This is a genomic window from Paraburkholderia sp. XV (assembly GCF_020177535.1).
GTDB classification, from domain to species: domain Bacteria; phylum Pseudomonadota; class Gammaproteobacteria; order Burkholderiales; family Burkholderiaceae; genus Paraburkholderia; species Paraburkholderia caribensis.
On the sequence record NZ_JAGUUD010000025.1, the window covers coordinates 36,907 to 59,953 of the forward strand.

Sequence of the window (23,047 nt, forward strand, 5' to 3'; positions counted from 1 at the left end):
GCTGCGATGCTACTACACCACGTTGCCAAGTTGGATGATGGGAAGATACATCGCGACGACCAGACCGCCGACCAGCCCGCCCAGCACGACGATCACGAGCGGCTCGCACAGGCTCGCGAGCCCCGCGATCTTTTCGTCTACCTGACGATCGCTCAGCGACGCGACATCGAGCAGCATCGTATCCAGCGTGCCCGATTCTTCGGCGATGGCGACCGGTTGCACGATTTCTTCAGGGAAACATTGCGCTTCGCGCATGGCGGGCGCGAGTCGCACGCCGCGCCTCAGTTGCGCTGAGATCGCGACGGTCGCGCGATCGAACCATGGGTTGCCCGTTGCGTGCGTGAGCGAATCGAATGCGTCGGCGAGCGGCGTGCCTGCCGACAGCAACGTACCGAGCGCGCGGCTCCAGCGCGCCGCGCACAGCGTGGTGAGCAGCGCACCGGCGACGGGCAGACGCAGCGCCGCGCGGGCGAACTGCAGACGAGCGGCTTCCGAGCGCCGCAGCACGCGACGCACCGCGAATACGAACACGCACGCGAGCGAGGCGAGCGGCACGCTCCAGCGGCCAGCCGCGGCGGACATCGCGAGTACGAGTTGCGTCGGCGCGGGCAGCTTTGCGCCGAAACCGTCGAAGATCTGCTTGAACGTCGGGACGACCCACACGAGCAGCGCGGCGGTGATCGCGAGCGCAAGCAACAGGATCGCAACGGGATAAGTGAGCGCAGCGCGCACTTTCGCGCGCTGGGCAGCGGCGCGCTCACGGTCGTCGGCGAGGCGGGCAAGGACCGTTGGCAGCGCGCCCGACGCCTCGCCGACTTCGACCAGCTGGCAATACAGCGCGCCGAACTGCGTCGGGTGACGGGCAAGCGCCGCCGAAAAGCCCACGCCCGCGGTGATGTCGCGCGCCAGCGCGTGGACGATGCGCGGCATGCCTTTGCTTCGCGCGTGGTCATTCGATGATGCATGCGCCAACAGTTCGAGCGATGGCGCAAGCGGTAAGCCGGCGCGCAGCAGACTCGATAGCTGACGGGTGAACAACGTGACGTCGGCGGCGCGTGCTTTGGGCTGAGGTGCTGCCCCGCGTGCAGTCCATTCGACGGCATACAGCGCGTCTTGCTTCAGCAACGCGCGCGCCGTCGAGAGGTCTGGCGCGATCACCGTTCCGCGCCGGCGCATACCTTGCGCGTCGAACGCGCGCCACTCGAAGCGCTGTTCCTGGATGGCCGTAGACGTCATGCGACCTCCGTTGCGCTCAATGCTTCTGCGAGGCTCGTCGTGCCGTCGAAAGCACGGGCCAGCGCGGCTTCGCGCAAGGTCGGCACGCGCTCGATATGCGCCTGCCGTGCGATCTCATGCGTGCCGGCGCGCGCGACGATGAGTTCGCGCATCGCGTCCGAAACCGGCATGGTTTGATGAATGCCGACGCGTCCGCGAAAGCCGATCCCATGGCACGCTTCGCATCCGTGTGGAACGTAGGGGTGCCAGTGCGCGATCTGATCGTCGGGCACGCCGGCCGCGCGTAGCGAGGCGGACGTTTCCGACGACGCGCGCCGGCATGCGGGGCACAGACGCCGCACGAGCCGCTGCGCCGTGACGAGGCGCAGCGCCGCCGCCAGGTTGTACGGCTCGACGCCGATGTCGATCAAACGGGCAATGGCCGCCGGCGCATCGTTCGTATGCAGTGTCGACAGGACGAGGTGTCCTGTTTGCGCTGCCTTGACGGCGACGTCGGCTGTCTCTTCGTCGCGGATTTCACCGACCATGATGACGTCCGGGTCCTGTCGCAGGAACGCGCGCAGCGCGACGGCAAACGTCAGCCCGGCCTTCTCGCGCACGCTGACCTGATTGATGCCCGCAAGCTGGATTTCGGCTGGATCTTCGACCGAGCAGAGATTGCGCGACTCGGCATTCAGCAGTTGCAGGAAGCAGTACAGCGACATCGTCTTGCCACTGCCCGTCGGACCCGTGACGAGCACGAGCCCGTGCGGCGAGCGGATCGACCGGTCCACGATGTCGCGCTGTCCTGGCGCGAGTCCAAGTGAGTCGAGCGAGAGATCGGCAGGCAACGCTTCGAGCCTGCGCAGCACGAGTTTTTCGCCGAACAGCGTAGGCAGCGAATTGACGCGATAGTCTTCGACGCGACCCGTCGCGATCGGCAAGCGTAAGCGGCCATCCTGCGGCACGCGCCGCTCCGCGATATCCATGCGCGCCAGCACTTTCACGCGTGTGATAAACGCGTCGCGCAGATGCGCGGGCGGTCGTGCCAGCTCATGCAGCACCCCGTCGACGCGCAGACGCATCCGCCAGCCGTGCTCCATCGGTTCGATGTGCAGATCCGATGCGTTGAGACGCGCGGCTTCCTGTAGCGTGTCGGCGAGCAGCCGCACGGCGGGCGGACTGTCCGCGTCATTCGTGGCGGGTTGATGTGCGCGCCTGTTCGTGACGACGTTGGGCGCGGGCGCTGCGGTGAGGGAAGTGCGCATGGAAAGCCGGCTGCGAGCCGCCTGTAAAACATGACGGCTTCATCATCCGGTATCGCGCAAGGGGCCGCTATTCGGCCGAATGGCCAGGTAGGTGCTGGCGAGGTACGCGTTCAGCGGCCGACGAGCCGCTTGATCTTCGAACCCGGCGCGGGACCGGGGCGAAAAATCTTAACTGTTCTGATTGCCTGATCGTCGCTGCGCAGAACTTCGATTTTGATGTCGTTGATCTTCACGCACACATCGCCTTCAGGAATTTCCTCGAGAATTTCGAGGATCAATCCGTTCAGCGTTTTCGGGCCGTCCGTCGGCAGCTTCAGTTGCAGCCAGCGGTTCAACTCGCGCAGCGGCATGCTGCCCGCGACGATGCATTCACCTTCTTCGTTCCAGCCGCCGCGCGAACTGGCGCTACGCGGCACGGACGTCGTGAATTCGCCGATCAGTTCCTCGATGATGTCTTCGGGCGTCACGAGTCCCTGCAGTTCGCCGTACTCATCGACCACGAGTGCCGTGCGATGACGGCTTTCCTGGAAGAACTGGAGTTGCTGGAAAACGGGCGTGCCCGTCGGCACGAAGTACGGCTCCGCGAGCAGTTCGCGCAACGTGTCGCGTTCCAGTTCCTGGTTGTGCAGGGCAGACAGCGTCTTGCGCACGTGCAGCACGCCGAGCACGCGGTCGAAATCGCCTTGATAGACGATCAGCTTGTTGTGATAGCAGGTTTCGAGCTGATGCAGGATCTGCTCGAATGGCGCGTCGAAGTCGAGAGCTTCGATGCGGCGGCGCGGGATCATCACGTCGTCGACGGTGATGTTTTCGAGGTCGAACAGGTTCAGCAGGATGCTGCGGTGCTTGGTCGGCATGAAGCTGCCGGACTCGAGCACGATGGTGCGCAGTTCCTCCGTCGACAGCCGCTGGTCGTGCGCGCCCTTGGTATTGATATGCAGCACGCGCAATATGCCGTTCGCGAACAGGTTCACGAACCAGATCAGCGGCTTTGACACGCGCATGAGCGGCGCGATCAGCAGGCTGGCGGGGAGCGCGATCTTTTCCGGAAACGTCGCGCCTACTATCTTCGGCGTGATTTCGGCGAACACGATGATGAGAAACGCGACGATACCCGTCGCAATCGACAGCACGAGGTTATTGCTGCCGAATGTGTGCAACGCGATCGACGTGGTGAGCACGGGGATGATCGTGTTGAACAGGTTGTTGCCGATCAGGACGGCGCTCAGCAACTCATCGGTGCGAGCGAGCAGGCCTTGGGTGGTCTTCGCGCCGAGCGCGCCCTTGGTCGCGAGATGTTTCAGGCGATGGCGGTTGATCGCCATCATCGCTGTCTCGGTAATGGAGAAGAAGCTGGAGCAGATGAGAAGCAGGACGACGGCGCCTATTTGCGCCCATAAGGGAAGTTGTTCCACGCGACGTGAATAAGAGAAGGGGAGGGATGGGGAGAATATAGCAGAGGGGCTGCGAGCCCTCAGCGGGCAGACGGACAGCTTGAAATCTCGCGCGATCTTTAACCGCGCGGCAGCCCGCCATTGCCACTTGTCCGTACGGCGGACGAAAAAAAACCGCGCAATGCGCGGTTTTTTTAAAATCTGGTCGGGGTGAGAGGATTCGAACCTCTCTGTATCGACCACGGAATAAGGCTTTCCGGGCATTTCGTCAATGTCAAACGCGCGTCGAATTGACAAGGTAACTGGCCGTCAGCTTACCACGGAAGGCGCCTGTTTTCCTCCAAGTTAGTCGAGAAGTCGGTACGAGATTTTGCCAACGATGTCGCGCGGGATTTTCCAGCCGCTTGGCCGAGAAACCCAGCGGCCTGCTTCATTTTTTACCGGTTGCCGGGTCTCCAGACCTGGCGCAAACGCTGCCTGATAGCGTTTGAGGATGCCTTGGCTGGTACTTGCGATGATCAACCTGGTGAACAGCGGAGCGCGGCCCGTTTGGGCTTCGTCCATGTACAGCTGCATGGTGGAGTCGTCGACGAACTTGAGCAGGTCATGGCCATGCTTTTCGGTCAACTCGACCTCAACCCCTGTGACTTCCCCACTTGGCAGGTGCCACAGCACGTCGGGGCGTTTCTCGTTTTTCTCCGATTTTTCGTTGAATTCGGCCTCGGTCTGGAAGTCGATAATCTCGCCGTTTGAGACGGCGTTCAGTGTCATCAACTGGGCATAAAAATAATGCCTCAGATGGAGCAGATTTATGCTGCTAAAGCTACCCTTGTACTTGACCAAGTTAGTGGCTTTTTCCACTGCAAAACTGAGGCCCAGATCGGTCAGGGTAAGTATCTTTTTGGGCCGGTTTTTGGTGCCGTCCCAGCCCGTTTCTGTGTTCTTCAGAAGGCCCTTCTTCACTAGGTTTGTGGACGTGTTTCTATTCGCCGCGCCGCACCACAAATCAATAATTCCTGGCGTCGACCAGCCCCATCTGTACACCCAATTTAAGGCTTTTTCCTCTTTGATTCTTCCGCGAGCACGCATATTGCCCCCGGTCGTTTCAACGATTTCCGCCAGCCGAGCCCGCGCGGCCTGAGTCTGCTCTCGGCGCTCTTTGTCTTTTGCCATGGCTTCGCGGAACGCGGCCTGTCTGTCGATATTATCCATACGCGTTATGTGCTCGATCTTGTGTGAAGCATGTACTGGATCATACACAATAATACAGACAATACTGCGGGGCCGATGCCGGCCCCTGCGCCCTCCGGGAATCGACCACAAAGGCGCCTTCGGCGTCCGGCCCGAGAGGGCCGGATACCCTTTGCTGGCGGGCTGGACGCCCGCCTCGATTCCCTCCAGTTGCCTTCACAGCCGCGCTCGTTGGCGCGGCTTCCAGCGGGCCGCTTCGCGACCCTCGGGGGAGCGCCGGTCAAAGCCCGGCTACCTGCTTGTTTTTGAGGTCTGGACGACCTCACCGGTGCCCACAAGTGGGCACCTAAAACAAGCAGGTAGCCGGGCTTCGCCCAGCGCTCGGGCTCCGCCCCCACCAGACTGCCGGCCGCTAGGGCGGCCTCTGGGCGCTGGGGCGCCCAGCGTCTGGCGGCTCCCCCATCTGCCCGCAAGGCGGGCAGAGCTTCGGGCCGCCTGGCCCTGCGCCCCGCTTCGCGGGTCCCTGGCAAACCATCGGTATGCAAACGTGTATCGAGAGATACCGCAATCGAGTCGTCGGCACGGCGCGCGGCTTGTTCTTGCTTCGGATCGTACGTCCCTGTGTTTGCTCGTCCAGAATGGCAACGATTTAGGGCGATCGTGCGGCCGTCTCTCCTGGCCGGCTACCGCCTGACAGGCTTCGCATTCAAATGGTATCGAAGTAGGGTGACCGGCTAGGTGCGACCCGTTTCGGACACTTGACCGGCGATCGGAATCGACTGCTCATCGCCTCAATCAGCCTTCCGCATCTCCATTTCCCCTGCATTGGTTGCCGCCTAAGCGCGCTAGCACGGCTTCTCAAATTCCACTCGCAAGTCAGGATGCAATTCCTTACACCTCACAAGTGCGTTGCAGTCTTGAAACGTCACGTGATGGCGATGCCATAAGTAAGAACCTGATAGGAATTGCAAAAACCATCGAGGACGAAATCGAGAGCTTGGCCGTTAGCGTCAATCATGCGAACGCTCCCTTGGACTACTGGCCCTCTGCGGTTCCACGAGGTATTTTGTGCAACTAGGGCGTACACATCGTTGGCCGACACGTTGGAAAATCGCGTCTTGAAGCCATGAGAAACGACGAATCGTTGGACCGACTCTCCGTTGGGGCCGCGCCCAATATCGGGATGGTGGGGATGCTGGCTGATGAGGCCAAAGCACATGGCCTGAGGGTCCCGATCCTCGACGAACCGCCAAAACGTGGACGTTAACGAATTCTTGTACCGACCCTGTATGGACTGAATGCTGTTGAAAGTCGGGTTAAGGTCTCTCGCTTCGGAAGCAAACTGCTCACCGAGAAAAATGAGCCTGCCAGCGCCGAAATTGGCTTCTGCTTCGATCGTTTCCCGGCACGTCGGATCGAGCGTTAATTCGTCGTCCCCCAACAGAAACTCGCGATGCCACGGGATAAAGCTATGTGCGATCTCATGCGCTTCGATCCAACGGTGTTTGAGTTTGGGCTGTTCTTTGTCGATGAATATGCGTCGATTGTCAGGCAACCAAAGGCCACTGAGCTTCGCCTTCTGCACGACTTCCAGGATGAGCGAAGGACGCGCTACCAATTGCTTTCCGGCCACCTTGATACGATGCGCAAACTCTGCCAATGGAGTCACGTCCATCGAGGAATAGTATTTCAAGTCCAGCGTCAACAGGGCGCGCACGTTGTCAAGACTGAGCGGGGGCTCAGGGTTGCCTAGATCACGGAGTATTTTGATAACGAGTTTTTCAATGTCTCGCTGCTCCTTCCCCCCGACAAGCTCCCTCAAGACGCCCCCTTTATTTGTTGTCTCGCAAGAACGCTACGAACGATTGCAGCAGATGCCTCTCTTCCGCAGTCAATGCGCCCATGTCGTCAGAATGCGCCGCGAAAAGCATAGCGTGTTCGACGAAACGCTCATCATTAGCTGACGCGGCGCCAGCCAGCTTCATCACTTCCTTCGCGGGCAGTTTGAAGAAGCTTGCTATCTGTTGGATCGTACGAGGCCGGGCCTTGTAGCGCGGATCATGTTCGATACTGCGTATTTCGTCTTCGTCTACGTCGAGTTGCTGGGCTAGTGCTGCCACAGACAGCTCGCGTCCGCGACGCTCGAGGCGCAGCAGCGAACCGAATGCTATGGATAAGGGTGGGTCCGAAACCTCTGGTTCGACCGAATTTTCCTGCAAAAGTGGGGGACCAATTATGTAGTCATGGTCCTCGATCGCAAAAACCTTACGGCGATACCAGTCTAGTGACGGACGACTACGAACAGTCATGTCGTTCTCCGGTTTATCGCAGCGTTCACGAGCGAAGAATCTCGGTCGCTTGCTCCGTCGTCAACTCAAAGTAGTGTAGCTCGTGATAGTTAGGGTCCGGCCCCAGGCACACCATGCCCCACTGATTCTGGTAGAAGTCCACTGCATTCGGCAACGCATGTAGACCGATGCGTCCGCCAAATTCCTGTTCGCTGCTTAACAGAATGGCTTCAAGCATCAGTGTGTCGCCGACTCCGCGATATAGCGGTGCCGGAGACAAGCGCCTTCTATTCCAAGGGGCTGTGGCAAGAAGATCGATGTACACCATATGCATATTCTTCTGCGATTCCAAGCGGCAGCGATGGACCATGTTTACGAACATTAGTCCTTGCGTGCGGCCTTCGCAGCGAAGCGCATAGGAGTTCCACTGTAGCTGCCCGGCGCGATCTCGCACCTTCTCGGGCCACTCCCAGTGAGCGTCCTCCACGTTGTGTTCAGCGACACCTTCTCGCGTGTAATTTCCCGCGGCCTTCAGTTCTTCGATCTTCCTGTCCGAAATCGGCTTCCACTGCGTGACATAGCACTCCACGTCACTTGCGTTGATTGGACTCGCGATTTCGCCAACCACTTCGGCGCCGGTGATGCGATTTCGAAGGAGGATCACCGCTACCTCACAGAAGCATCAACTCGGCCTTTTCCTTACTGCTCTCGTTCTCGAAAAAAAGCTTTTCCCCTCTTTGCTGCCGCAGATCAACCGTCTGGTACAGGCGAAGAGCCTGCCGAAGCACCGCTACCTTGCTCAGCGAACGCGCGCTCGAGAGCGACTCGAGCACATCCATCTCAGCGTCGTTTAGGACGAGCGTGAGCGTTTTTTTGCTGGCTGCAGACGTACGGGTAGCGGTTGACATGATGGCCTCGATTCGAAAAGTGACTGCTTCTAACGCCCGGAAAGGCTCCGGAATGCCTTGAATTTATGGGTTTTCGTCCCCTAAGTCAACGCTGAGAAACAAAAAAACATGATTTGATACATGTTTACACAACAGAAAATAATGTGTTATTGTTGATTTCAACATCACTTTTGGCTTATCGGAGGCCACGATGAACCACCCGAACGAAGGTATCGCTGTCGAGCAACACCGGGCTCACCCCGATCACGGTGGGGTGGAGATCTTGGTCTCTGGGCTGGACTTCGAGTTTCGATCTGCATATTTGGCGAGCACTGCCGCGACGGGGCGCGAAATTGCCTCGGCTGCGCATGTCGCAAGCGTTGAGGACGCTTCGGTGCTCTTGTTTGGGGAGGACGGAATCCTCGAAGACGTGGGCTTGGATCGAGTCCTTGAAATCCAATCTGGGGCGCGCTTTATCGTCGTTGACGCCGATGCTTCCTATCGCATCCGCATTAACGGCAATCGGTTCGACTGGCCGTGCCGCGTGATTTCAGGAGCTCAAGTTCGCGCTCTGGGCGAAATCCCGCACGAGCAATCGCTCTTTCTCGAACGGACAGATGCAGCGGATCGAGAAGTCGGTCGCCGAGAGTTGATTGATCTCGCAATGCCGGGGATCGAGGTCTTTTACAGTCGTGAGGCAACCTGGCTGCTGAATGTGCAGGGTGTGCGCCTCGCCCTGCATGTGCCCGAGATCACCGTTCGGCAAGCCATGATTGACGCAGGTTTCGACGTCACACAGGGCTGGCACATCTATCTCAAGGTAAAGGGCGAACAAAAGCGCGAAGTTCAGCTCGATACTGTCATCGATATGCGCACGCCGGGAGTTGAAAAACTGCGGCTGACTCCGAAAGACGTGTCGAACGGCGAAGCACAGGCCGAACTGCGCACAGACTTCGCACTTCTGGAAATCGACGAAACATTTCTCGACGCGCACTTCGTCAACTGGGAAACGGTTAAGGACGGGGAGCGTCGCTGGTTACTGATCCAGGGATACCCGATGCCTGACGGCTACTCGGCCGCTCGAGTCACGTTGGCGATCGAAGTGCCTCCTACGTATCCAGCGGCCCAACTCGACATGTTTTATCTGTGCCCTATTGTCGAACTCGAGTCGAAGGCACCGATCCCCAATACGGAGGCCCGCGTGACGATCGGGCAGCAGGAGTTTCAACGGTGGTCTCGCCACCGCGGAAACGCTGCACCGTGGCTGCCGGCGACCGACAATGTGATCACGCATCTGGCCCTGGTTGAGTCGTCATTGCGGCGCGAGGTGGGCGCATGAACGCGGCTTCTACACTGGCGATTACGGATGACGTCTATCACCAGGTGCGACGTCATCTATTTCCCGGCGATGATCTCGAGTCGGCCGCGATCCTGTTTTGCGTCAAAACTGGGACGGAACGGACTCGCTTGATTGCCCGCGAAGCCTTACTCATTTCGCATTCGGCGTGCCGGCGCGAAAAGGACTTCATAACGTGGCCGGGATCGTATATCGAAGACGCGATCGACCGAGCCGAAAGTGAAGACCTCGCACTCATCCTCCTGCATTCGCATCCCGGCGGCTTGTTTGCGTTTTCCTCGCTCGACGATGCAAGCGATCGTTCGACGATGCCCGGGCTCTTTCAGGCGCTCGGTGAACTGCACGGAAGCGCCATCATGACGCCCGACGGTGCCGTGCTTGCGCGTCTCTATTCGCCCGATCTGGTACCCCGCCCAGTGGAGTTCGTTACCTGCGCGAGCGACGACATCCGGTATTGGTGGGCAGATCGCTCGAGCGGCAAACGCGCGCTGGCATTCACGAGCGATATGGCCCGCGAACTCAGCCGACTAACGGCATGCGTGATTGGCGTCTCCGGTACTGGTTCGATTGTCGCAGAACAACTCGCGCGGCTCGGCTTCGGACATGTGATCTTGATCGACTATGACACGGTCGAGCACAAAAACTTAAACCGAATCCTCAACTCGACACTTGACGACGCGAATACGCATCAGAGCAAAGTCGACTCCTTCGCGCGTTCGATCGAACTGCACCGAGGCGTCGGTGTTGCAATCCCTATCGATGCAAAAATCGGGTCGCGCCGGGCCGTCCTTTCGGCAGCAGAAAGTGACGTGCTTTTCTCCTGTACCGATACGCACGAGGCAAGACACTATGCGGATCGAATAGCATCGGCCTATGCGATCCCGTTAGTCGACGTCGGCGTATCGATCCCAACGAGATCCGACGGCACGCAGCAGTCGATAGTCGACGTTCTTGGCCGGGTTGACTACGTACGCCCCGGTGGCCCGACTTTGCGGGACCGAGGTGTCTATTCGCCCGAAACACTGCGGGCCGAATATCTTCGCAGCACAGCCCCTGACGATCATCGTCACGAGGTTCACGCGGGCTATATCAAGGGTGTTCAAGAGGAAGCGCCTGCTGTAATCAGCTTGAACATGCGCGCCGGCTCTTTCGCCGTGATGGAGTTCCTCGCTCGCGTTTATACGATTCGCACCGACGGCAATCACGCGTTCGCAAGAACGCTTTTTAGCATTGCGGAAGGCGACGAGGATCACTTTTCCGAAGATTGTTTCCAATGGACGAAAAACAGCACCGCGATCCGCGGCTCAAGGGAGCCTCTCCTTGGCCTGCCGGAGCTCGCGTTGCCAAGGCGGAGGCTGGCAAAGTGAATTTCCTTAGTTTCATCGGTGGACAGATTCGCGCTATTGGCGCACGAATTCGCGATTTTTTTCGCTATTTCGACGCGGCCGGAACGGGATGGCGCCTTAGGACCGTGCAGGGCGATAGTCTGCCGCGCAATTTCTCTCAGCGCACGGTGTTTCTCGCTCGCGAAGACGGCGAAGACTGGTGCGTAGGCTTTCTGTGCCCCTGCGGATGCGGGAGGAAAATCGAGCTATTGCTGATCAGGGAAGCAAAGCCAAGGTGGGACCTAACGGTCGACGCTCGCCAACGGCCAACTTTACATCCTTCGGTATATCTCAACGACGGTTGCCGCTCGCATTTTTGGATTCGCGCGGGACACATCGTCTGGTGTGAGTAGCTCGCCGAGAAACCATCTTGCGTGGGTATGGCTGCGCTAGCGGCAGTTCAACGCTCGGAGCCGATTGCACGCGCTTCGGGTTCGCAACCAAACCGTCGTCTCTTGGTCGTTCCAACCAACACGCATTCATTCAAAGTCACGTGCCTAATGAGTTCGCCATAGACGCGGAAATCGCGATGAGGCGGGTGGGCGTGAACGCAACACGAACGTGTAAGTCGTCATGGGGACGAACTGCCGCTAAGCGTAACCAGCGTCAACCATGTGCTTATGCGCAGAGATTCTTAGGCGGTAGCCACCTGGACCGACACCTTGGTCACGTTGTAGAGCGCCACGCTCCCACCAACCGCCTTTGCTGGATTGAACAACGCGAGATTGATGCCCTCGCTAACGGAACTGCGATAAACGACGCCGTCAAAGCCGCTCTTCTTAATGAATTCGCAAAGATACTGGCTCGGAATATAGTCGATCGCCGCCCCCGCCGGCTGAACCGGTCGCGTCAACTCCTCACCTAGACGTTCAAGAAAAGGTAAATCGGCACGCAGCTGGCCGATCTCGCTCGCGTCGGTAAGGATGAAAGGCGACACGAGCTTACGCGGATTGCGCAAGTCCACAGCCTTGATTTCGGGGACTATGAAATCCGCGACACAAGCAAACTCGCCAGTATGGGGCCTTATCTCGGCAACAGCCGTGTCCGGAAGCGATCCCAGATAAAGGTAAGGAATACCCGCCGGATTGGCCCTGCCATGTGACGAGCGCCGCTTCGGCGGTGCGCCCATCTCCTCGACCGGGAAAACCCGATCCTCGGTACGAATTCGCGCGCGATACCACTGCTGGGGCAATTTCGGTGCAAGGAGCATGTCAAGCAGTTGGCGGAGACGATCTAGGTCGATGGCGACATCGAGAAACCAGCGATTTGCATACATCATCTCGTCGCGCAGTTTGTCCCACTGCGCAAGGCCTTCGCTGATATAGCTTGCCGACGGGGCAAAGCTGTTCCGGACGATCTCTCCGTCATCGAGAATCTCACCGAGAAGCTCTTTAGCGTGGGCAATGTCCATGCGTTGATGGCTGAAGAGCTGCCAGTCATCCTTCATCCATTCGACCAGCGACTTCCCTTCCGCACTCGGCTCATAGACATTCACTAGCAGCTCGAAATAGTTGGCGAGCTTGCTTGGCTCAACGAGCTGGGTATCCGTGGTCCCGCAAAAATCGCATGTCCCATGACGAGGATCGAGCGAAGGGAAAAGCTGATCGCGCAGGGCGCGATCATCAAAGCATTCCGGGCAGCAAAAACGCGTTGCCATGTAGCTCAACTGAGATAGTCGGCAAGCGTCTCGATGTGATGTTTCATCGAAAGCTTTTTGACGTAGCCAAGACCCGGGAAATGACCCTTAGCGTGAAACTCACGGAACTCCTTAATCGCATCAGTCTCAAGAATATGCGAGGTTCCGCTGTCCAACTTCGCTATCAACTTGGCCAACGCCTGGGCGAATTTGCCAGCGGGGTCAGTCGGCGTGTCCTTCGTGTCCGAGACGAAGTGGTAGATGTACATGACATCGTCCTTTTCAGGATCTATGAAGGTCAGGTGGATTGCTACGGCATAGGCCGGACCGCCACCTTCGCTGTAGACGTCGCCGACGATCAGGAAATCGCCAAAACCCGTCATGCCGAGATCGCCGTAGGTAACATGGAGATCGGAGAACTCCTCCATCGCCGGATAATCGGCATTGCGCAGCCGCTTAAATCCGTCACGCACGAGAATGCGTGTGCTCTGATCGAAATGTTTCCGATAGAGCAGCTTGGCATGGTCTTCGATGAAGACGTTGGTGAGACCGGGCATGTCGACTTCCAACTTGGCCGCCAACGCCTTGGGCTCAGTGAAGCCCGCATGGATCAGAACAGGATGATGATCAGCGTGTTGACCATAGCAGGCCATTACTTCGTCGACCGTCGTGTCGCTACGCAACAGGATTCCAGCGGAGATCTTGTCCACGCCCTTAAAGTCTTTTTGTAGGAGGCCAGTGATGCTCGCGCCGTCGTCCTGATGGTCGCCGTGATAGGGGTTCACGATAACAATTGCTTGTCCGCCTGCGTCGCATACCGTACTCAAGGTCTTCTTAAGGCCGCCGAGCGATTCGCGTACCGGCTCAATTACAGGTATGAAGTTCTTTTGAGCGAGCAACTTCGCCATCTCGCGGATCGTGATGAGCTCAAATTGCTTTCCGCGGAAATAGGGATGGTACATACGTCGATCAGCTCCAAGTCGTGGCCGCGCGCAGCGGGGTCGCTATAGCATCAATCAGTCTCGAATGATCAGAACGGCGCACCGATACCGACAACGCCGCAGCGTGCAAGGACCTCGGCAAACGATCGACAAGGTCGCCGAGCGGCGCAAGATCACGCGTCCGCTTAAGCGTCCGAACCATCTCTGCATGTAGCGCAACGGGGTCGAGCTTGGCGAAGAGGTCACGCACCGCGGCATGCTTCTGCGTATTGGGAAGCTCGGGTGCTGCCACGCCCATCGCCTGCAAGATTGCGATCCCTTCGGCCAGGCGCAGAGATTCGAACACAGTCACAGGACAAATTCGCGCCGGACAGTCTACCGCTTCGCGCACCGGCGTAATCTGATAGCGCTTGGAAAGGCACATCACCCCCACATCGTCGGGAATCGTGTCTAGAACGCCTTCGATATGGCTTTCGCTCGCGATTACATTTACTTTGGCGAAAACTCGCTTGTAGTTCTCGATCTGATTAGCAAGCCGCGCAAGCGAATCCCGCTCCGACTTGATCTCATAGACGGTCGCAGTGCCATTCAAGATGACGAGGTCAGCCTTGCAGCTACCGACACGAAACTCATTGAGCATTGAGGCAGTACGGAGCGAGTGTGTTCCCATCAACACTTTCTGACTGATCGCTGCTCGATAGATGTATTCGTCACGGTGCCCCGCGATTTTCAAAATATCGAACGCGGAATCGAAGGTGTCGCCAACAGTCGCGTACGGGCCAACATGCTCGATCAGATCGGTTTGTTCCAACAGTCGACGGAACAATCCGGATCGGCCTTTCGTCGCCATTTCACGGAAAACCGCGGCGGAAAACAGCCGAGTCAAGGCAGAAAGTTGCGCTGTGCTGTGGATTTTCATTCCCCCACCTGAGCCGGGCGTTTCTTTGTGGGCATCCTGTGTCTTCATTGCCTTGGCGCTACGACACCGACGTGCTTATACAAGGTTGTTCGAGACACGCCATAACGACGAGCGACATCGGCTACCTGAATACTTGGATCGCGCAACAGCGCCTTGATTTCACGCACCTGCTGCTCGTCCAGTTTCGGCTTCCTGCCTCCGGACCGGCCTCTCGCACGAGCAGCCGCTAGTCCGGCCTGCGCGCGCTCCCGGATCAAGCCACGCTCGAACTCAGCCAGCGCCGCAAACACGTGGAAAACCAACTTGCCCGCCGCGCTGCTTGTTTCGATTTTCTCCGTCAAGCTCTCAAAGCCCACACCTTGCCGCTCAAGATCGGCGACGATCTGTACCAAGTCTGGCAAACTGCGGCCAAGTCGATCTAGCCGCCAGACGACAAGCATGTCCCCAGCCCGCAGCGCCTTTCGGCATTGCTCTAACTCTGGACGGATCGCGCTTTTACCGTTGGCTGCTTCCTCGTAGATCGTCGCGCACCCAGCCTGCATGAGGGCATCGCGCTGCAAATCTAGGCTCTGGTCATCGGTCGATACGCGGGCGTACCCAATGCGTTGATTCATTGACGCGATCAGGACACTGAAAAGTTGACGCGTATATTAACACTCATCAACGGCTTCGGCGCCCCCAAAAAGGACACTATGGGTGTTCAGAAAACCACCGTTTGACGGACACTGCGAGAAACTCGGGGGACTGGCCCACTACACTGCCGTAAGGTCCGATTCGGGATTCGCGTCGTCGAACACCTTTCTCTCGGCAGAAGGGCATTCACTTCTTAGGCATCGATCGAATTCATCGGCTTGGCGACCCCGCGACACTGCTTTCCGCTGAGCACAGACACCTGAGTGTCCAACCTGCAATTTTCGACCGTCGCATGATGGTCGGTTCTGAGAGATCTGGCAGTCCTGCCATCCCCGCAGAATTGTTGTGCCGCACAATAGCGAACCGACCGCGAAATGCAGATATCCATAATCTACAATTCGCGAGCAATAGTCAGCAATATCGATCGTGCTTTCGTAGTGGCCTGTCCATAAAGCAAAATCAATTCGGCGAGCTGATCGTCCTCAGCATAGAAGTAGGCGGTGGGCACTGATAGAGCGGCGGCAAGCTGGCAGGCAAACACATACTCCACCTTGTGGAGACCCAGTTCGTAGCGATTGATGCGGGTGCTAGCGACCGAGGGATCGAGGCCGGCGACGATGCCGAGCTTTTTCTGCGACAGGCCCGCGCGCAGGCGGGCTTCCTTGAGCCTGCCTCCGAAAACGGTACGTCCTGCTGCGGCCATTGCGTAACCCTGTGAGCGGAGTTACGAATGTCGTAGCTATGTGTCCTTTTGCATACTGCAAATATCGTAGCGTTTTAGGGGCTGGTGGCCGTAAAATTGGCGCAAACCGGCCCGTGCGCGTCTGAAATTCGCTTCAGCGCTGATCGTCGGTGGTCGAGCGGGAACTGGTGGTCCTTGGTTCGCGCAGGTTGCCGCCACTTAGATGATCCATCTCGCGACGGACGGCCTTAATGGCACCGACCAACGGTGCAAAAAACAGCTTTGGGCTTTCCTTCGCTGCCTCGACGATTTCTCGCATGAGGGCATTCATGGCTGATCCTTTTTTGGTGAGAGGCGGTCCACATCGTGTCGCAAGCGTCATGAGTCGTCATGGTGAAGGTTTCCCGGAATCCATGAATACGTTGGATTGTCATGATCTTTATATAAATCCAATATTTCGTCGTCATCCCACCTGCTGAAGTGATCATATTGCCAGCTTGGCTGTGGCCCGACTGATCGCTCTCCATCAAAGAACTGGGCGAGGAAAGACAGCATGGGCGCAATCATCAGGCCTACGACGGGCGCGGCTATCGCCTGCACGAAGCGGTCAGCGATAGCGGGGTTGATGTGGAAATGCGTCCAGACAACATCAAGAAAAACCTCGATCAGAACCGCTGCTGCAAACGTCAGCAGGCCCACCAGCGCACGCGCCATGAATGGAGCCCGGGTCAATCGGCCATAGGAAAGTATCAGCGACTTCATATCGTTCCTCGCATGCTTTGAGTCTCTGGGTCGTCGTGCGGGAAGCTGACTTGCCACAGACATCGACTGATCTGGACGGTGTCCACAGGCGTCGCCGTGCCGCCGGTTGACACGCTACGAATATCGTAGCAATCTATCTCAATAAGAGCTACAAATAACGGAATTTTCCGATGGGAATTTGCACCGGAAGAACTAAACAGCACCTCGGGGCTAAAGAAATTGAGAAGTCAAAGTCGAAATATTTCGCCGTGACGCACTGCTCACGCGCCTGACCTGAATCGCGCGTCAGGCTCAAGCTCCCCATCCATTTGTTGTCATCCATGCCGCGGACAGGATGCTGTCCGCCGCTGCGCATCGCTTTTTATTTCGTGGATCAACAATGAAGAAGCTTCTGCTTGCCGCGTCGCTCACGGGCGTCATTGCGCTGTCGGGCTGCGCAGTCAATACGACACCTCTCACTCGGGAACAAGTCGCCGCGAAGGTCGCGGTCAAGACGGGGTATCCCGGCTGCAACGGCTGCAACATGGTTCGGACGTATGCGGCACCACAGTTTTACCGACAGCAGTTCATCAATGATCCGGATTTCCACGGCTGGCTCGATCTGAATCTGCAATTGGTCTCGACGAACTACAACACGGCCGGGCATGCACAGGCATACCGGATCGTCGCTGGCGTGATCGTGAACGGTGGTTTCGTGAATGCATGGCGCACGAACCATCCGGAGGAGCGCTGCCCGACCGACAACGAGGTCGAGCACGGCTATCACGGATTCCATGCGGGCCAGGGCATTGAGTTCTGGCTGGTTACGGACGATGGCACCTACGAGTCGCTAGACCACGTGTCCGACATGAACGGTGAAACGATCAAAAACCTAGAATGCTTCAAAAGCACCGGTAGCGGGGCCTCGTGGACCCAGATGATTGCCTTGCCCGTTCAGGAGGTCAAGGCAGCCTATAGCCAGAATCGCCCGATCCGGATTTTCGCGGGCCGTGCGCTGACGAAATACGAATCGACGAGCGATGGCTACAAGCCGGTGACGGTCGCGCAGGAGGTCCGCAAAGGTTTGATATTCGAATTCAGCCCGGATTACGTGGGCGGTTTCGTCGATGGCCTGAAGCGCCTTGGCGCCGACACGGCTGTCGCTCGTTAAGAGGGATTCGTCCGGTTTTTACAACCATTAAATGATGCCGGGTTCGACCAACGCAGCGTGGCCGAACCATTTTTTCAGGGATGGCGATGCGAGCCGGTGTGTTGAGTGCCGCCGTATCGGCCGGGGCTGATGCACTGACACACGCCGACGCGGGCGCTTACGTGGTAAAGGGGTGCTCAGGCATGGGTTAAGGTCGAGGTGTTGCCGTGATCCTAGGCCATTCAAGACTGTCTAGAGCCTCGCGCATGGTCTTGGGGCTTGCTGCCTTGGTGTAGTCCACTCGACCGCTAGAGCCGTGCGCGGCGTGGCCCGTGATTGAGTCAGCCGTTTCGGTGCCGATTCCCTTATCGGCCAGCGCCCCGCGTATCCAATGACGAAATTTGTGCGATCCGTGAAGGCGACCAGTCGGCAACCCGAGGGAGCGCCTAAGCTCCAAGAACCATCTACCCAAGGTGTCACCCGGTGCGGTTGCTCGACCGCTCAATGACGGGAACGCACCGCCCGCACTACCCGCGATCCTCTCATGCCACGCGGAGAACCATGGGTCCGCGAGCAAGTGAGAAGCTAGCGCGACGATACGCTCCGATTCGTCGGTCTTGACAGTCCCGGCCTCAGCGGTGATACGAACGGTTTTGATGCCGTGGCGAGTTTGGAAGTCCTCGCGACGCAATTGCGCTATCTCACCTATGCGAGCCCCGGTATGCAGAAGCAGCAGCACGGCAGCTCGACCATCTTCGGGGGTTACATTTTCCCAGTGGTGTACCTGCTCCATACGGTCGGAGAACAGAGGCGCCCCGAACAATAGCTCCAGTTCGTTATCGGTCCATCCTTCGCGTTTCTTCGCGCCCTTGGTCTTATCGAACGAAACCGTGAACTGGTTGCGGTCGAGGATGCCATCCTTTACCGCCGTGTTCACTAGAGCATTTACGGACGTGTAGTGATTGTGAGCGGTCTTGGCTCCGAAGCCCCGCGCCTTGCTGTCCAACAGGAACTTGACAAAGGCTGCTCCGGTCGCTCGCGTCAGATCGCTCAAGGGGACTGTGCCGCACGCTTCCTCGAATAACTCTAGCGCCTTCCGGGTGCGCTTTACAGGGTTGTCTGTCTCGGCATACCCGTTCCACTGCTGCCAGGACGGCACCATGTCCCAAACGGTTTTGGGTGCTTCCCGAGTCTTCTTTGCGGGCTCGTCGTCGGGAGTGAGTCCCTTGGGGATAACGGGGGCAGGCGGCGTATCTACGGGTTCACCATGGCTTCTTTGTGCCACTGCATCCATGGCCCTAACCAAAGTCCGCGTGATGCGCTGAAGTGCCAGCCGACCGTCGGTCGTGTCCCATTCCACGCGAATAGACAGAGGGTCACAAACGAAGTCTGCGTACTCACGGGTGGCCGAGAAGTCTCCTCGAGCTAACGCTGCCTTCCAAGCCCAGGCCTGTTCCTGGTCAAACCGTTGCGCTGCTACAGCCTGCTCTTGGGTCAGGAAGTCCCCCGTTTGATCCCATGTCGTCACAGCGGTATTGGAGCGTTGGCCTCTGTAGGCGCCAACCAATAGCGGATTGACACGGGTTTGTTCATCCAGCGCCAAGACCAAGTTTTGTACGGCCTGGGCGATATAGGCCTCTAGCTCTTCTGACAGCGGGACGAATGGCGCGGGGCGCGTACTGTCCTCCAGCGCCTGAAACCGGACTCGGTGTTCGGCTATCAGCCGGTGTGCGATGGTGATCGCTTCAGCGCGGTTGCGGGTCTTGAGGCTGGCTCTATAAGCATCGGTCGCCAGCTTGCCGCTACGCGTGCGAGGAAACAGGTGTCGAAGGTGCTTGGGGATGCCGATACGGAGTTGATAGATACCGCTTTGGGGATGCGGTTCTAGTCCAGGAGGCAGCTTCGTCATGTCGTCCATCCGCACATTTTGACACGCGAATTGACAAGGTAGATTGACGATGTCGAAAAAGACAAAGGCTCGTAAGTCCCTGACTGGCTTGGTTTCCCAATTCAATCAGTTACTTACGAGCCTTAAATTCTGGTCGGGGTGAGAGGATTCGAACCTCCGGCCTCTACGTCCCGAACGTAGCGCTCTACCAGGCTAAGCTACACCCCGATTTGGTACTGCAGATCACTCGATCCGGACTAATCCGGCGTGTCAGTCTCGATTAAGACTGCCTCGTCGTCGAGTAAGAACATAATTCTAGCAGGCTTTCTTTGTAAATGGAATCGGGAAACGAAGAAATTGCTGCGGCTGCGGCCTGCGCTTCCTGCTTCGCGCATTCGAGCGTGTGATCCAGCGCGCCGGAATGCGTGATGGCCTCGAAAATTTCGTCGAAGCGGTCCGTGCCGCCTTGTTCGATTGCCTCGCGCGCAAGCGCCGCCTGCTCGGGCGTGCCGCGTTCGATCAGATAGATGAGCGGCAGCGTAGGCTTGCCTTCACGCAGGTCGTCGCCAGCGTTCTTGCCCATCGATTCCGGCGTGCCCGTATAGTCGAGCCAGTCGTCCATGATCTGGAAGGCCGTGCCGATGCGCCGGCCGAATTCCGCTGCAGCCGCTTCCGTGGTCGCGTCGGCGCCCGCCAGCACGGCGCCCAACTGGGCCGCCGCCTCGAACAGCTTGGCCGTCTTGTAGCGGATCACCTGCATGTAGCGCGCTTCGTCGACGTCCGCGTCGTGCATGTTCAACAGCTGCAGCACTTCGCCTTCGGAAATGATGTTGGTCGCTTCCGAAAGAATCTCCATCACGCGCATCTTGCCCACGCCGACCATCATCTGGAACGAGCGGGAATACAGGAAGTCGCCGACCAGCACGCTCGCCGCATTGCCGAACAGCGCATTGGCCGTCTGGCGGCCGCGGCGCAGATCCGATTCGTCGACGACGTCGTCGTGCAGCAGCGTAGCCGTATGGATGAACTCGACGACGGCCGCCAGTTCGTGCCGATGCCCCGTCCTGTCGCCGAGCGCGCCTGCCACGAGCAACAGCAGCGCAGGCCGCAGACGCTTGCCTCCGGCACTGATGATGTACTCGGAGATCTGGTTGATCAGCATCACCTCGGACGCCAGACGGTGCCGGATGACGCGATTCACCTGCTGCATGTCTTCGGCGATCGGAGCGAGCAGATTTGCTGCGTTGGGGGTGGGGGTGGCGGTTGACGACATGGTGGCGAATTCGGGTAGTGCCGCGAATTATAAGGCGAACTGCGGCATTTCCGCGCCGGACACCATTTGTTCATGGTCGTTTTGATCCGTTTGCGGATGGATCGCCTGCATTTGTCGCGCGCGGGACGGGCGGTCGCGGTCGTTGTCAACTGATTTTGACCGCGCAGCTAACTCTATGTATAATCGAGGGTTTCCGCGCGTGGTGCGTGGGGAAAATGAATCCAGAGTGAGGTTTTCAATGTACGCGGTCATAAAAACCGGCGGCAAGCAGTATAAAGTTGCTGTCGGCGAAAAACTTAAAGTAGAACAGATACCGGCAGACATTGACGCTGAAATCACGCTCGACCAGGTTCTCGCAGTGGGCGAAGGCGAATCGATTAAGTTCGGTACGCCGCTGGTCAGTGGGGCTTCCGTCAAGGCTACCGTCGTGTCTCAAGGTCGTCACAAGAAAGTGACCATCTTCAAGATGCGTCGCCGGAAGCACTACCAGAAGCATGGCGGCCACCGCCAGAACTACACCGAACTGCGCATCGACGCGATCAACGCGTAAGCGCATCGGGCAAGGAGCTAACAAATGGCACACAAAAAGGCAGGCGGATCGTCCCGGAACGGCCGCGACTCCGAGTCGAAACGACTTGGCGTGAAAGTGTACGGCGGTCAGGCGATCCTGGCTGGCGGCATCATCGTGCGTCAACGCGGCACGCGTATGCACCCGGGTGACAACGTCGGCATCGGCAAGGATCACACCTTGTTCGCGCTGACGGACGGCCACGTCAAGTTCTCGACGAAGGGCGCCGGCAAGAAGCACATGGTCAACGTCGTCCCGGCTGCTGTCTGAGCTTAATCAGGCACGGGCTTCAGGACCGGAAAAAAGGCCCCGCGAAGTTTGCGGGGCCTTTTTGTTTGCAGGCTTTTCGGACTTCTGTTCGCACACCTGCATCCGTCGCGGCACGTCGTTGTCGCGATGGGACAAGAATCGGACTCAATCTGGCCATTCGGCCAATGGTGCACGCGCGCCACGCGCGGCAAAATAGCAATACCTACGGGACGGAGTAACGCATGAAGTTCATTGACGAAGCGAGGATTGAAGTCATCGCCGGCGACGGGGGAGATGGCAGCGCGTCGATGCGCCGCGAGAAGTTCGTCCCGTTCGGCGGTCCGGACGGCGGCGACGGCGGCCGCGGCGGCAGCGTCTTTGCGGTCGCAGACCGCAACATCAACACGCTGATCGACTACCGGTACGCGAAAAAACATCAGGCGCGCAACGGCGAAAACGGCCGCGGCTCGGATTGCTACGGCAAGGGCGGCGACGACATCACGTTGCGCATGCCCGTCGGCACGATCATCACGGATATGGATACGGGCGAGTTGATCGCCGACCTTACCGAGCACAACCAGACTGTGCAGATCGCGCAAGGCGGCTCGGGCGGCCTCGGCAACCTGCACTTCAAGTCCAGTACGAATCGCGCGCCGCGTCAGAAGACGGAAGGCAAGCCGGGCGAGCGCCGCATGGTGCGCCTCGAATTGAAGGTGCTCGCGGATGTCGGTTTGCTCGGCATGCCGAACGCGGGCAAGTCGACGTTCATTTCCTCGGTGTCGAACGCGAAGCCGAAAATCGCCGATTATCCGTTCACGACCCTTGCGCCGAATCTCGGCGTGGTGCGCGTCGGGCCGAGTCGCAGCTTCGTCATCGCCGACATTCCGGGGCTGATCGAAGGCGCGGCGGAAGGTGCTGGCCTGGGGCATCAGTTCCTGCGGCACTTGCAGCGCACGGGCTTGCTGCTGCATATCGTCGATCTTGCGCCGTTCGACGAATCGGTCGATCCCGTCGCGGAAGCGAAGGCGATCGTCAACGAACTGCGCAAGTACGACGAAGAGCTGTTCGGCAAGCCTCGCTGGCTGGTGCTGAACAAGCTCGACATGGTTCCCGAAGACGAGCGCGAAGCACGCGTCGCCAAATTCCTGAAAGACTTCGAATGGGACGGCCCCGTCTTCGAAATTTCGGCGCTCACGGGCCAAGGCTGCGAAAGCCTCTGCTACGCCGTGTACGACTACATCTCCGAGCATTCGGATGCGCACCGCGCGGCGGAAGCCGAAGATATGGCCGCTGACGTGCGCTTCCGGGAAGGGCAGGCGAGCGGCAGCGCGGGCGCGCCCGTCGAGCCGCAGGAGTAAACAGCCGTACCCTGGATGCCGGCG

Annotated in this window: 24 protein-coding genes and 1 tRNA gene; 7 read left to right on the plus strand and 18 right to left on the minus strand. The window is 58.6% G+C overall.

What is annotated here, in order from left to right; translation table 11 throughout:
• Nucleotides 1–12: 12 nt before the first annotated feature.
• The 8 genes from KFO72_RS15195 to KFO72_RS15230 form a co-directional block, all read right to left on the minus strand.
• Nucleotides 13–1,236 carry a type II secretion system F family protein gene (locus KFO72_RS15195; RefSeq protein ID WP_225032474.1) on the minus strand — a complete coding sequence of 408 codons (1,224 nt, stop codon included), beginning with the start codon at nt 1,234–1,236 and terminating at the stop codon, nt 13–15.
• Complete coding sequence (locus KFO72_RS15200) at nt 1,233–2,483, minus strand: GspE/PulE family protein (protein ID WP_225032475.1); 1,251 nt, start codon at nt 2,481–2,483, stop codon at nt 1,233–1,235. Before KFO72_RS15200 ends, KFO72_RS15195 begins: the two co-directional genes overlap by 4 nt.
• Nucleotides 2,484–2,593: 110 nt before the next feature.
• Nucleotides 2,594–3,898 (minus strand): HlyC/CorC family transporter, encoded by a 1,305-nt coding sequence (locus tag KFO72_RS15205; protein WP_054929034.1) that lies wholly within the window; start codon nt 3,896–3,898, stop codon nt 2,594–2,596.
• 324 nt (nt 3,899–4,222) lie between these two features.
• A complete protein-coding gene (locus tag KFO72_RS15210) occupies nt 4,223–5,089 on the minus strand; it encodes a hypothetical protein (RefSeq protein WP_225032476.1) in 867 nt (288 codons plus the stop codon).
• 904 nt (nt 5,090–5,993) lie between these two features.
• Nucleotides 5,994–6,890 carry an ImmA/IrrE family metallo-endopeptidase gene (locus KFO72_RS15215; protein WP_225032477.1) on the minus strand — a complete coding sequence of 299 codons (897 nt, stop codon included), beginning with the start codon at nt 6,888–6,890 and terminating at the stop codon, nt 5,994–5,996.
• A 10-nt stretch (nt 6,891–6,900) separates the two neighbouring features.
• On the minus strand, nt 6,901–7,377 hold the full coding sequence (locus tag KFO72_RS15220) for a helix-turn-helix domain-containing protein (RefSeq protein WP_225032478.1): 477 nt from the start codon (nt 7,375–7,377) through the stop codon (nt 6,901–6,903).
• A 25-nt stretch (nt 7,378–7,402) separates the two neighbouring features.
• Complete coding sequence (locus KFO72_RS15225; RefSeq protein WP_225032479.1) at nt 7,403–8,020, minus strand: GNAT family N-acetyltransferase; 618 nt, start codon at nt 8,018–8,020, stop codon at nt 7,403–7,405.
• Between the two features lie 7 nt (nt 8,021–8,027).
• Nucleotides 8,028–8,264 carry a transcriptional regulator gene (locus KFO72_RS15230; RefSeq protein WP_105777684.1) on the minus strand — a complete coding sequence of 79 codons (237 nt, stop codon included), beginning with the start codon at nt 8,262–8,264 and terminating at the stop codon, nt 8,028–8,030.
• A gap of 190 nt (nt 8,265–8,454) precedes the next feature.
• On the opposite strand from KFO72_RS15230, the gene KFO72_RS15235 reads away from it, so the two are divergent.
• The 3 genes from KFO72_RS15235 to KFO72_RS42540 are packed head-to-tail and all read left to right on the plus strand — an operon-like array spanning nt 8,455 to nt 11,338.
• The gene (locus KFO72_RS15235; protein ID WP_225032480.1) at nt 8,455–9,582 is read left to right on the plus strand and encodes a multiubiquitin domain-containing protein; all 1,128 of its coding nucleotides are present in this window, start codon (nt 8,455–8,457) and stop codon (nt 9,580–9,582) included.
• Entirely contained in the window at nt 9,579–10,967 is a 1,389-nt protein-coding gene (locus KFO72_RS15240; RefSeq protein WP_225032481.1) for a ThiF family adenylyltransferase, read from the plus strand. The genes KFO72_RS15235 and KFO72_RS15240 overlap by 4 nt, the downstream gene beginning before the upstream one ends.
• Nucleotides 10,874–11,338: a DUF6527 family protein gene (locus KFO72_RS42540; RefSeq protein ID WP_225032482.1), complete on the plus strand. Its 465-nt coding sequence runs from the start codon at nt 10,874–10,876 to the stop codon at nt 11,336–11,338. The genes KFO72_RS15240 and KFO72_RS42540 overlap by 94 nt, the downstream gene beginning before the upstream one ends.
• A 281-nt stretch (nt 11,339–11,619) precedes the next feature.
• Here KFO72_RS42540 and KFO72_RS15250 read toward each other — a convergent pair whose 3' ends face one another.
• The 7 genes from KFO72_RS15250 to KFO72_RS15280 all read right to left on the minus strand — a co-directional run bounded on the left by KFO72_RS15250 (nt 11,620) and on the right by KFO72_RS15280 (nt 16,558).
• On the minus strand, nt 11,620–12,642 hold the full coding sequence (locus KFO72_RS15250; protein WP_225032483.1) for an RES family NAD+ phosphorylase: 1,023 nt from the start codon (nt 12,640–12,642) through the stop codon (nt 11,620–11,622).
• 5 nt (nt 12,643–12,647) lie between these two features.
• Nucleotides 12,648–13,583, minus strand: coding sequence for a sce7725 family protein (locus KFO72_RS15255; RefSeq protein WP_225032484.1), 936 nt, complete (start codon nt 13,581–13,583; stop codon nt 12,648–12,650).
• A gap of 7 nt (nt 13,584–13,590) precedes the next feature.
• A complete protein-coding gene (locus KFO72_RS15260) occupies nt 13,591–14,481 on the minus strand; it encodes a sce7726 family protein (protein ID WP_225032485.1) in 891 nt (296 codons plus the stop codon).
• 44 nt (nt 14,482–14,525) lie between these two features.
• Nucleotides 14,526–15,095 (minus strand): recombinase family protein, encoded by a 570-nt coding sequence (locus tag KFO72_RS15265; protein WP_225032486.1) that lies wholly within the window; start codon nt 15,093–15,095, stop codon nt 14,526–14,528.
• Nucleotides 15,096–15,505: 410 nt separating this feature from the next.
• Complete coding sequence (locus KFO72_RS15270) at nt 15,506–15,817, minus strand: helix-turn-helix domain-containing protein (RefSeq protein WP_225032487.1); 312 nt, start codon at nt 15,815–15,817, stop codon at nt 15,506–15,508.
• A gap of 133 nt (nt 15,818–15,950) precedes the next feature.
• Entirely contained in the window at nt 15,951–16,127 is a 177-nt protein-coding gene (locus KFO72_RS15275) for a hypothetical protein (protein ID WP_225032488.1), read from the minus strand.
• Nucleotides 16,128–16,174: 47 nt separating this feature from the next.
• Nucleotides 16,175–16,558 carry a hypothetical protein gene (locus KFO72_RS15280; protein WP_225032489.1) on the minus strand — a complete coding sequence of 128 codons (384 nt, stop codon included), beginning with the start codon at nt 16,556–16,558 and terminating at the stop codon, nt 16,175–16,177.
• Nucleotides 16,559–16,892: 334 nt separating this feature from the next.
• On the opposite strand from KFO72_RS15280, the gene KFO72_RS15285 reads away from it, so the two are divergent.
• Nucleotides 16,893–17,708, plus strand: a complete 816-nt coding sequence (locus KFO72_RS15285; protein ID WP_225032490.1) for a hypothetical protein — start codon at nt 16,893–16,895, stop codon at nt 17,706–17,708.
• Nucleotides 17,709–17,895: 187 nt separating this feature from the next.
• On the opposite strand, the gene KFO72_RS15290 is transcribed toward KFO72_RS15285, so the two are convergent.
• The 3 genes from KFO72_RS15290 to KFO72_RS15300 form a co-directional block, all read right to left on the minus strand.
• The gene (locus tag KFO72_RS15290; RefSeq protein WP_225032491.1) at nt 17,896–19,596 is read right to left on the minus strand and encodes a DUF6538 domain-containing protein; all 1,701 of its coding nucleotides are present in this window, start codon (nt 19,594–19,596) and stop codon (nt 17,896–17,898) included.
• A 130-nt stretch (nt 19,597–19,726) separates the two neighbouring features.
• Nucleotides 19,727–19,803 (minus strand) — tRNA-Pro (locus tag KFO72_RS15295).
• 52 nt (nt 19,804–19,855) lie between these two features.
• Entirely contained in the window at nt 19,856–20,848 is a 993-nt protein-coding gene (locus tag KFO72_RS15300) for a polyprenyl synthetase family protein (RefSeq protein ID WP_225032492.1), read from the minus strand.
• 238 nt (nt 20,849–21,086) lie between these two features.
• Here KFO72_RS15300 and rplU point away from each other — a divergent pair, with 238 nt between their 5' ends.
• The 3 genes from rplU (at nt 21,087) to cgtA (ending at nt 23,023) form a co-directional block, all read left to right on the plus strand.
• Complete coding sequence (gene rplU, locus KFO72_RS15305) at nt 21,087–21,398, plus strand: 50S ribosomal protein L21 (protein ID WP_007747161.1); 312 nt, start codon at nt 21,087–21,089, stop codon at nt 21,396–21,398.
• A 24-nt stretch (nt 21,399–21,422) separates the two neighbouring features.
• A complete protein-coding gene (rpmA, locus tag KFO72_RS15310) occupies nt 21,423–21,686 on the plus strand; it encodes a 50S ribosomal protein L27 (protein WP_036002497.1) in 264 nt (87 codons plus the stop codon).
• A 221-nt stretch (nt 21,687–21,907) separates the two neighbouring features.
• Entirely contained in the window at nt 21,908–23,023 is a 1,116-nt protein-coding gene (gene cgtA / locus KFO72_RS15315) for an Obg family GTPase CgtA (RefSeq protein ID WP_054929032.1), read from the plus strand.
• The last annotated feature ends 24 nt before the right edge of the window (nt 23,024–23,047 follow it).

Bases quoted from the DNA above. Each gene is read 5' to 3' on its own strand.
- KFO72_RS15195 (WP_225032474.1), bottom strand. From the start codon at position 1,236: ATGACGTCTACGGCCATCCAGGAACAGCGCTTCGAGTGGCGCGCGTTC.
- KFO72_RS15200 (WP_225032475.1), bottom strand. From the start codon at position 2,483: ATGCGCACTTCCCTCACCGCAGCGCCCGCGCCCAACGTCGTCACGAAC.
- KFO72_RS15210 (WP_225032476.1), bottom strand. From the start codon at position 5,089: ATGGATAATATCGACAGACAGGCCGCGTTCCGCGAAGCCATGGCAAAA.
- KFO72_RS15220 (WP_225032478.1), bottom strand. From the start codon at position 7,377: ATGACTGTTCGTAGTCGTCCGTCACTAGACTGGTATCGCCGTAAGGTT.
- KFO72_RS15230 (WP_105777684.1), bottom strand. From the start codon at position 8,264: ATGTCAACCGCTACCCGTACGTCTGCAGCCAGCAAAAAAACGCTCACG.
- KFO72_RS15235 (WP_225032480.1), top strand. From the start codon at position 8,455: ATGAACCACCCGAACGAAGGTATCGCTGTCGAGCAACACCGGGCTCAC.
- KFO72_RS15240 (WP_225032481.1), top strand. From the start codon at position 9,579: ATGAACGCGGCTTCTACACTGGCGATTACGGATGACGTCTATCACCAG.
- KFO72_RS42540 (WP_225032482.1), top strand. From the start codon at position 10,874: ATGGACGAAAAACAGCACCGCGATCCGCGGCTCAAGGGAGCCTCTCCT.
- KFO72_RS15250 (WP_225032483.1), bottom strand. From the start codon at position 12,642: ATGGCAACGCGTTTTTGCTGCCCGGAATGCTTTGATGATCGCGCCCTG.
- KFO72_RS15255 (WP_225032484.1), bottom strand. From the start codon at position 13,583: ATGTACCATCCCTATTTCCGCGGAAAGCAATTTGAGCTCATCACGATC.
- KFO72_RS15260 (WP_225032485.1), bottom strand. From the start codon at position 14,481: ATGAAAATCCACAGCACAGCGCAACTTTCTGCCTTGACTCGGCTGTTT.
- KFO72_RS15265 (WP_225032486.1), bottom strand. From the start codon at position 15,095: ATGAATCAACGCATTGGGTACGCCCGCGTATCGACCGATGACCAGAGC.
- KFO72_RS15270 (WP_225032487.1), bottom strand. From the start codon at position 15,817: ATGGCCGCAGCAGGACGTACCGTTTTCGGAGGCAGGCTCAAGGAAGCC.
- KFO72_RS15275 (WP_225032488.1), bottom strand. From the start codon at position 16,127: ATGAATGCCCTCATGCGAGAAATCGTCGAGGCAGCGAAGGAAAGCCCA.
- KFO72_RS15280 (WP_225032489.1), bottom strand. From the start codon at position 16,558: ATGAAGTCGCTGATACTTTCCTATGGCCGATTGACCCGGGCTCCATTC.
- KFO72_RS15285 (WP_225032490.1), top strand. From the start codon at position 16,893: ATGCTGTCCGCCGCTGCGCATCGCTTTTTATTTCGTGGATCAACAATG.
- KFO72_RS15290 (WP_225032491.1), bottom strand. From the start codon at position 19,596: ATGACGAAGCTGCCTCCTGGACTAGAACCGCATCCCCAAAGCGGTATC.
- KFO72_RS15300 (WP_225032492.1), bottom strand. From the start codon at position 20,848: ATGTCGTCAACCGCCACCCCCACCCCCAACGCAGCAAATCTGCTCGCT.
- rplU (WP_007747161.1), top strand. From the start codon at position 21,087: ATGTACGCGGTCATAAAAACCGGCGGCAAGCAGTATAAAGTTGCTGTC.
- rpmA (WP_036002497.1), top strand. From the start codon at position 21,423: ATGGCACACAAAAAGGCAGGCGGATCGTCCCGGAACGGCCGCGACTCC.
- cgtA (WP_054929032.1), top strand. From the start codon at position 21,908: ATGAAGTTCATTGACGAAGCGAGGATTGAAGTCATCGCCGGCGACGGG.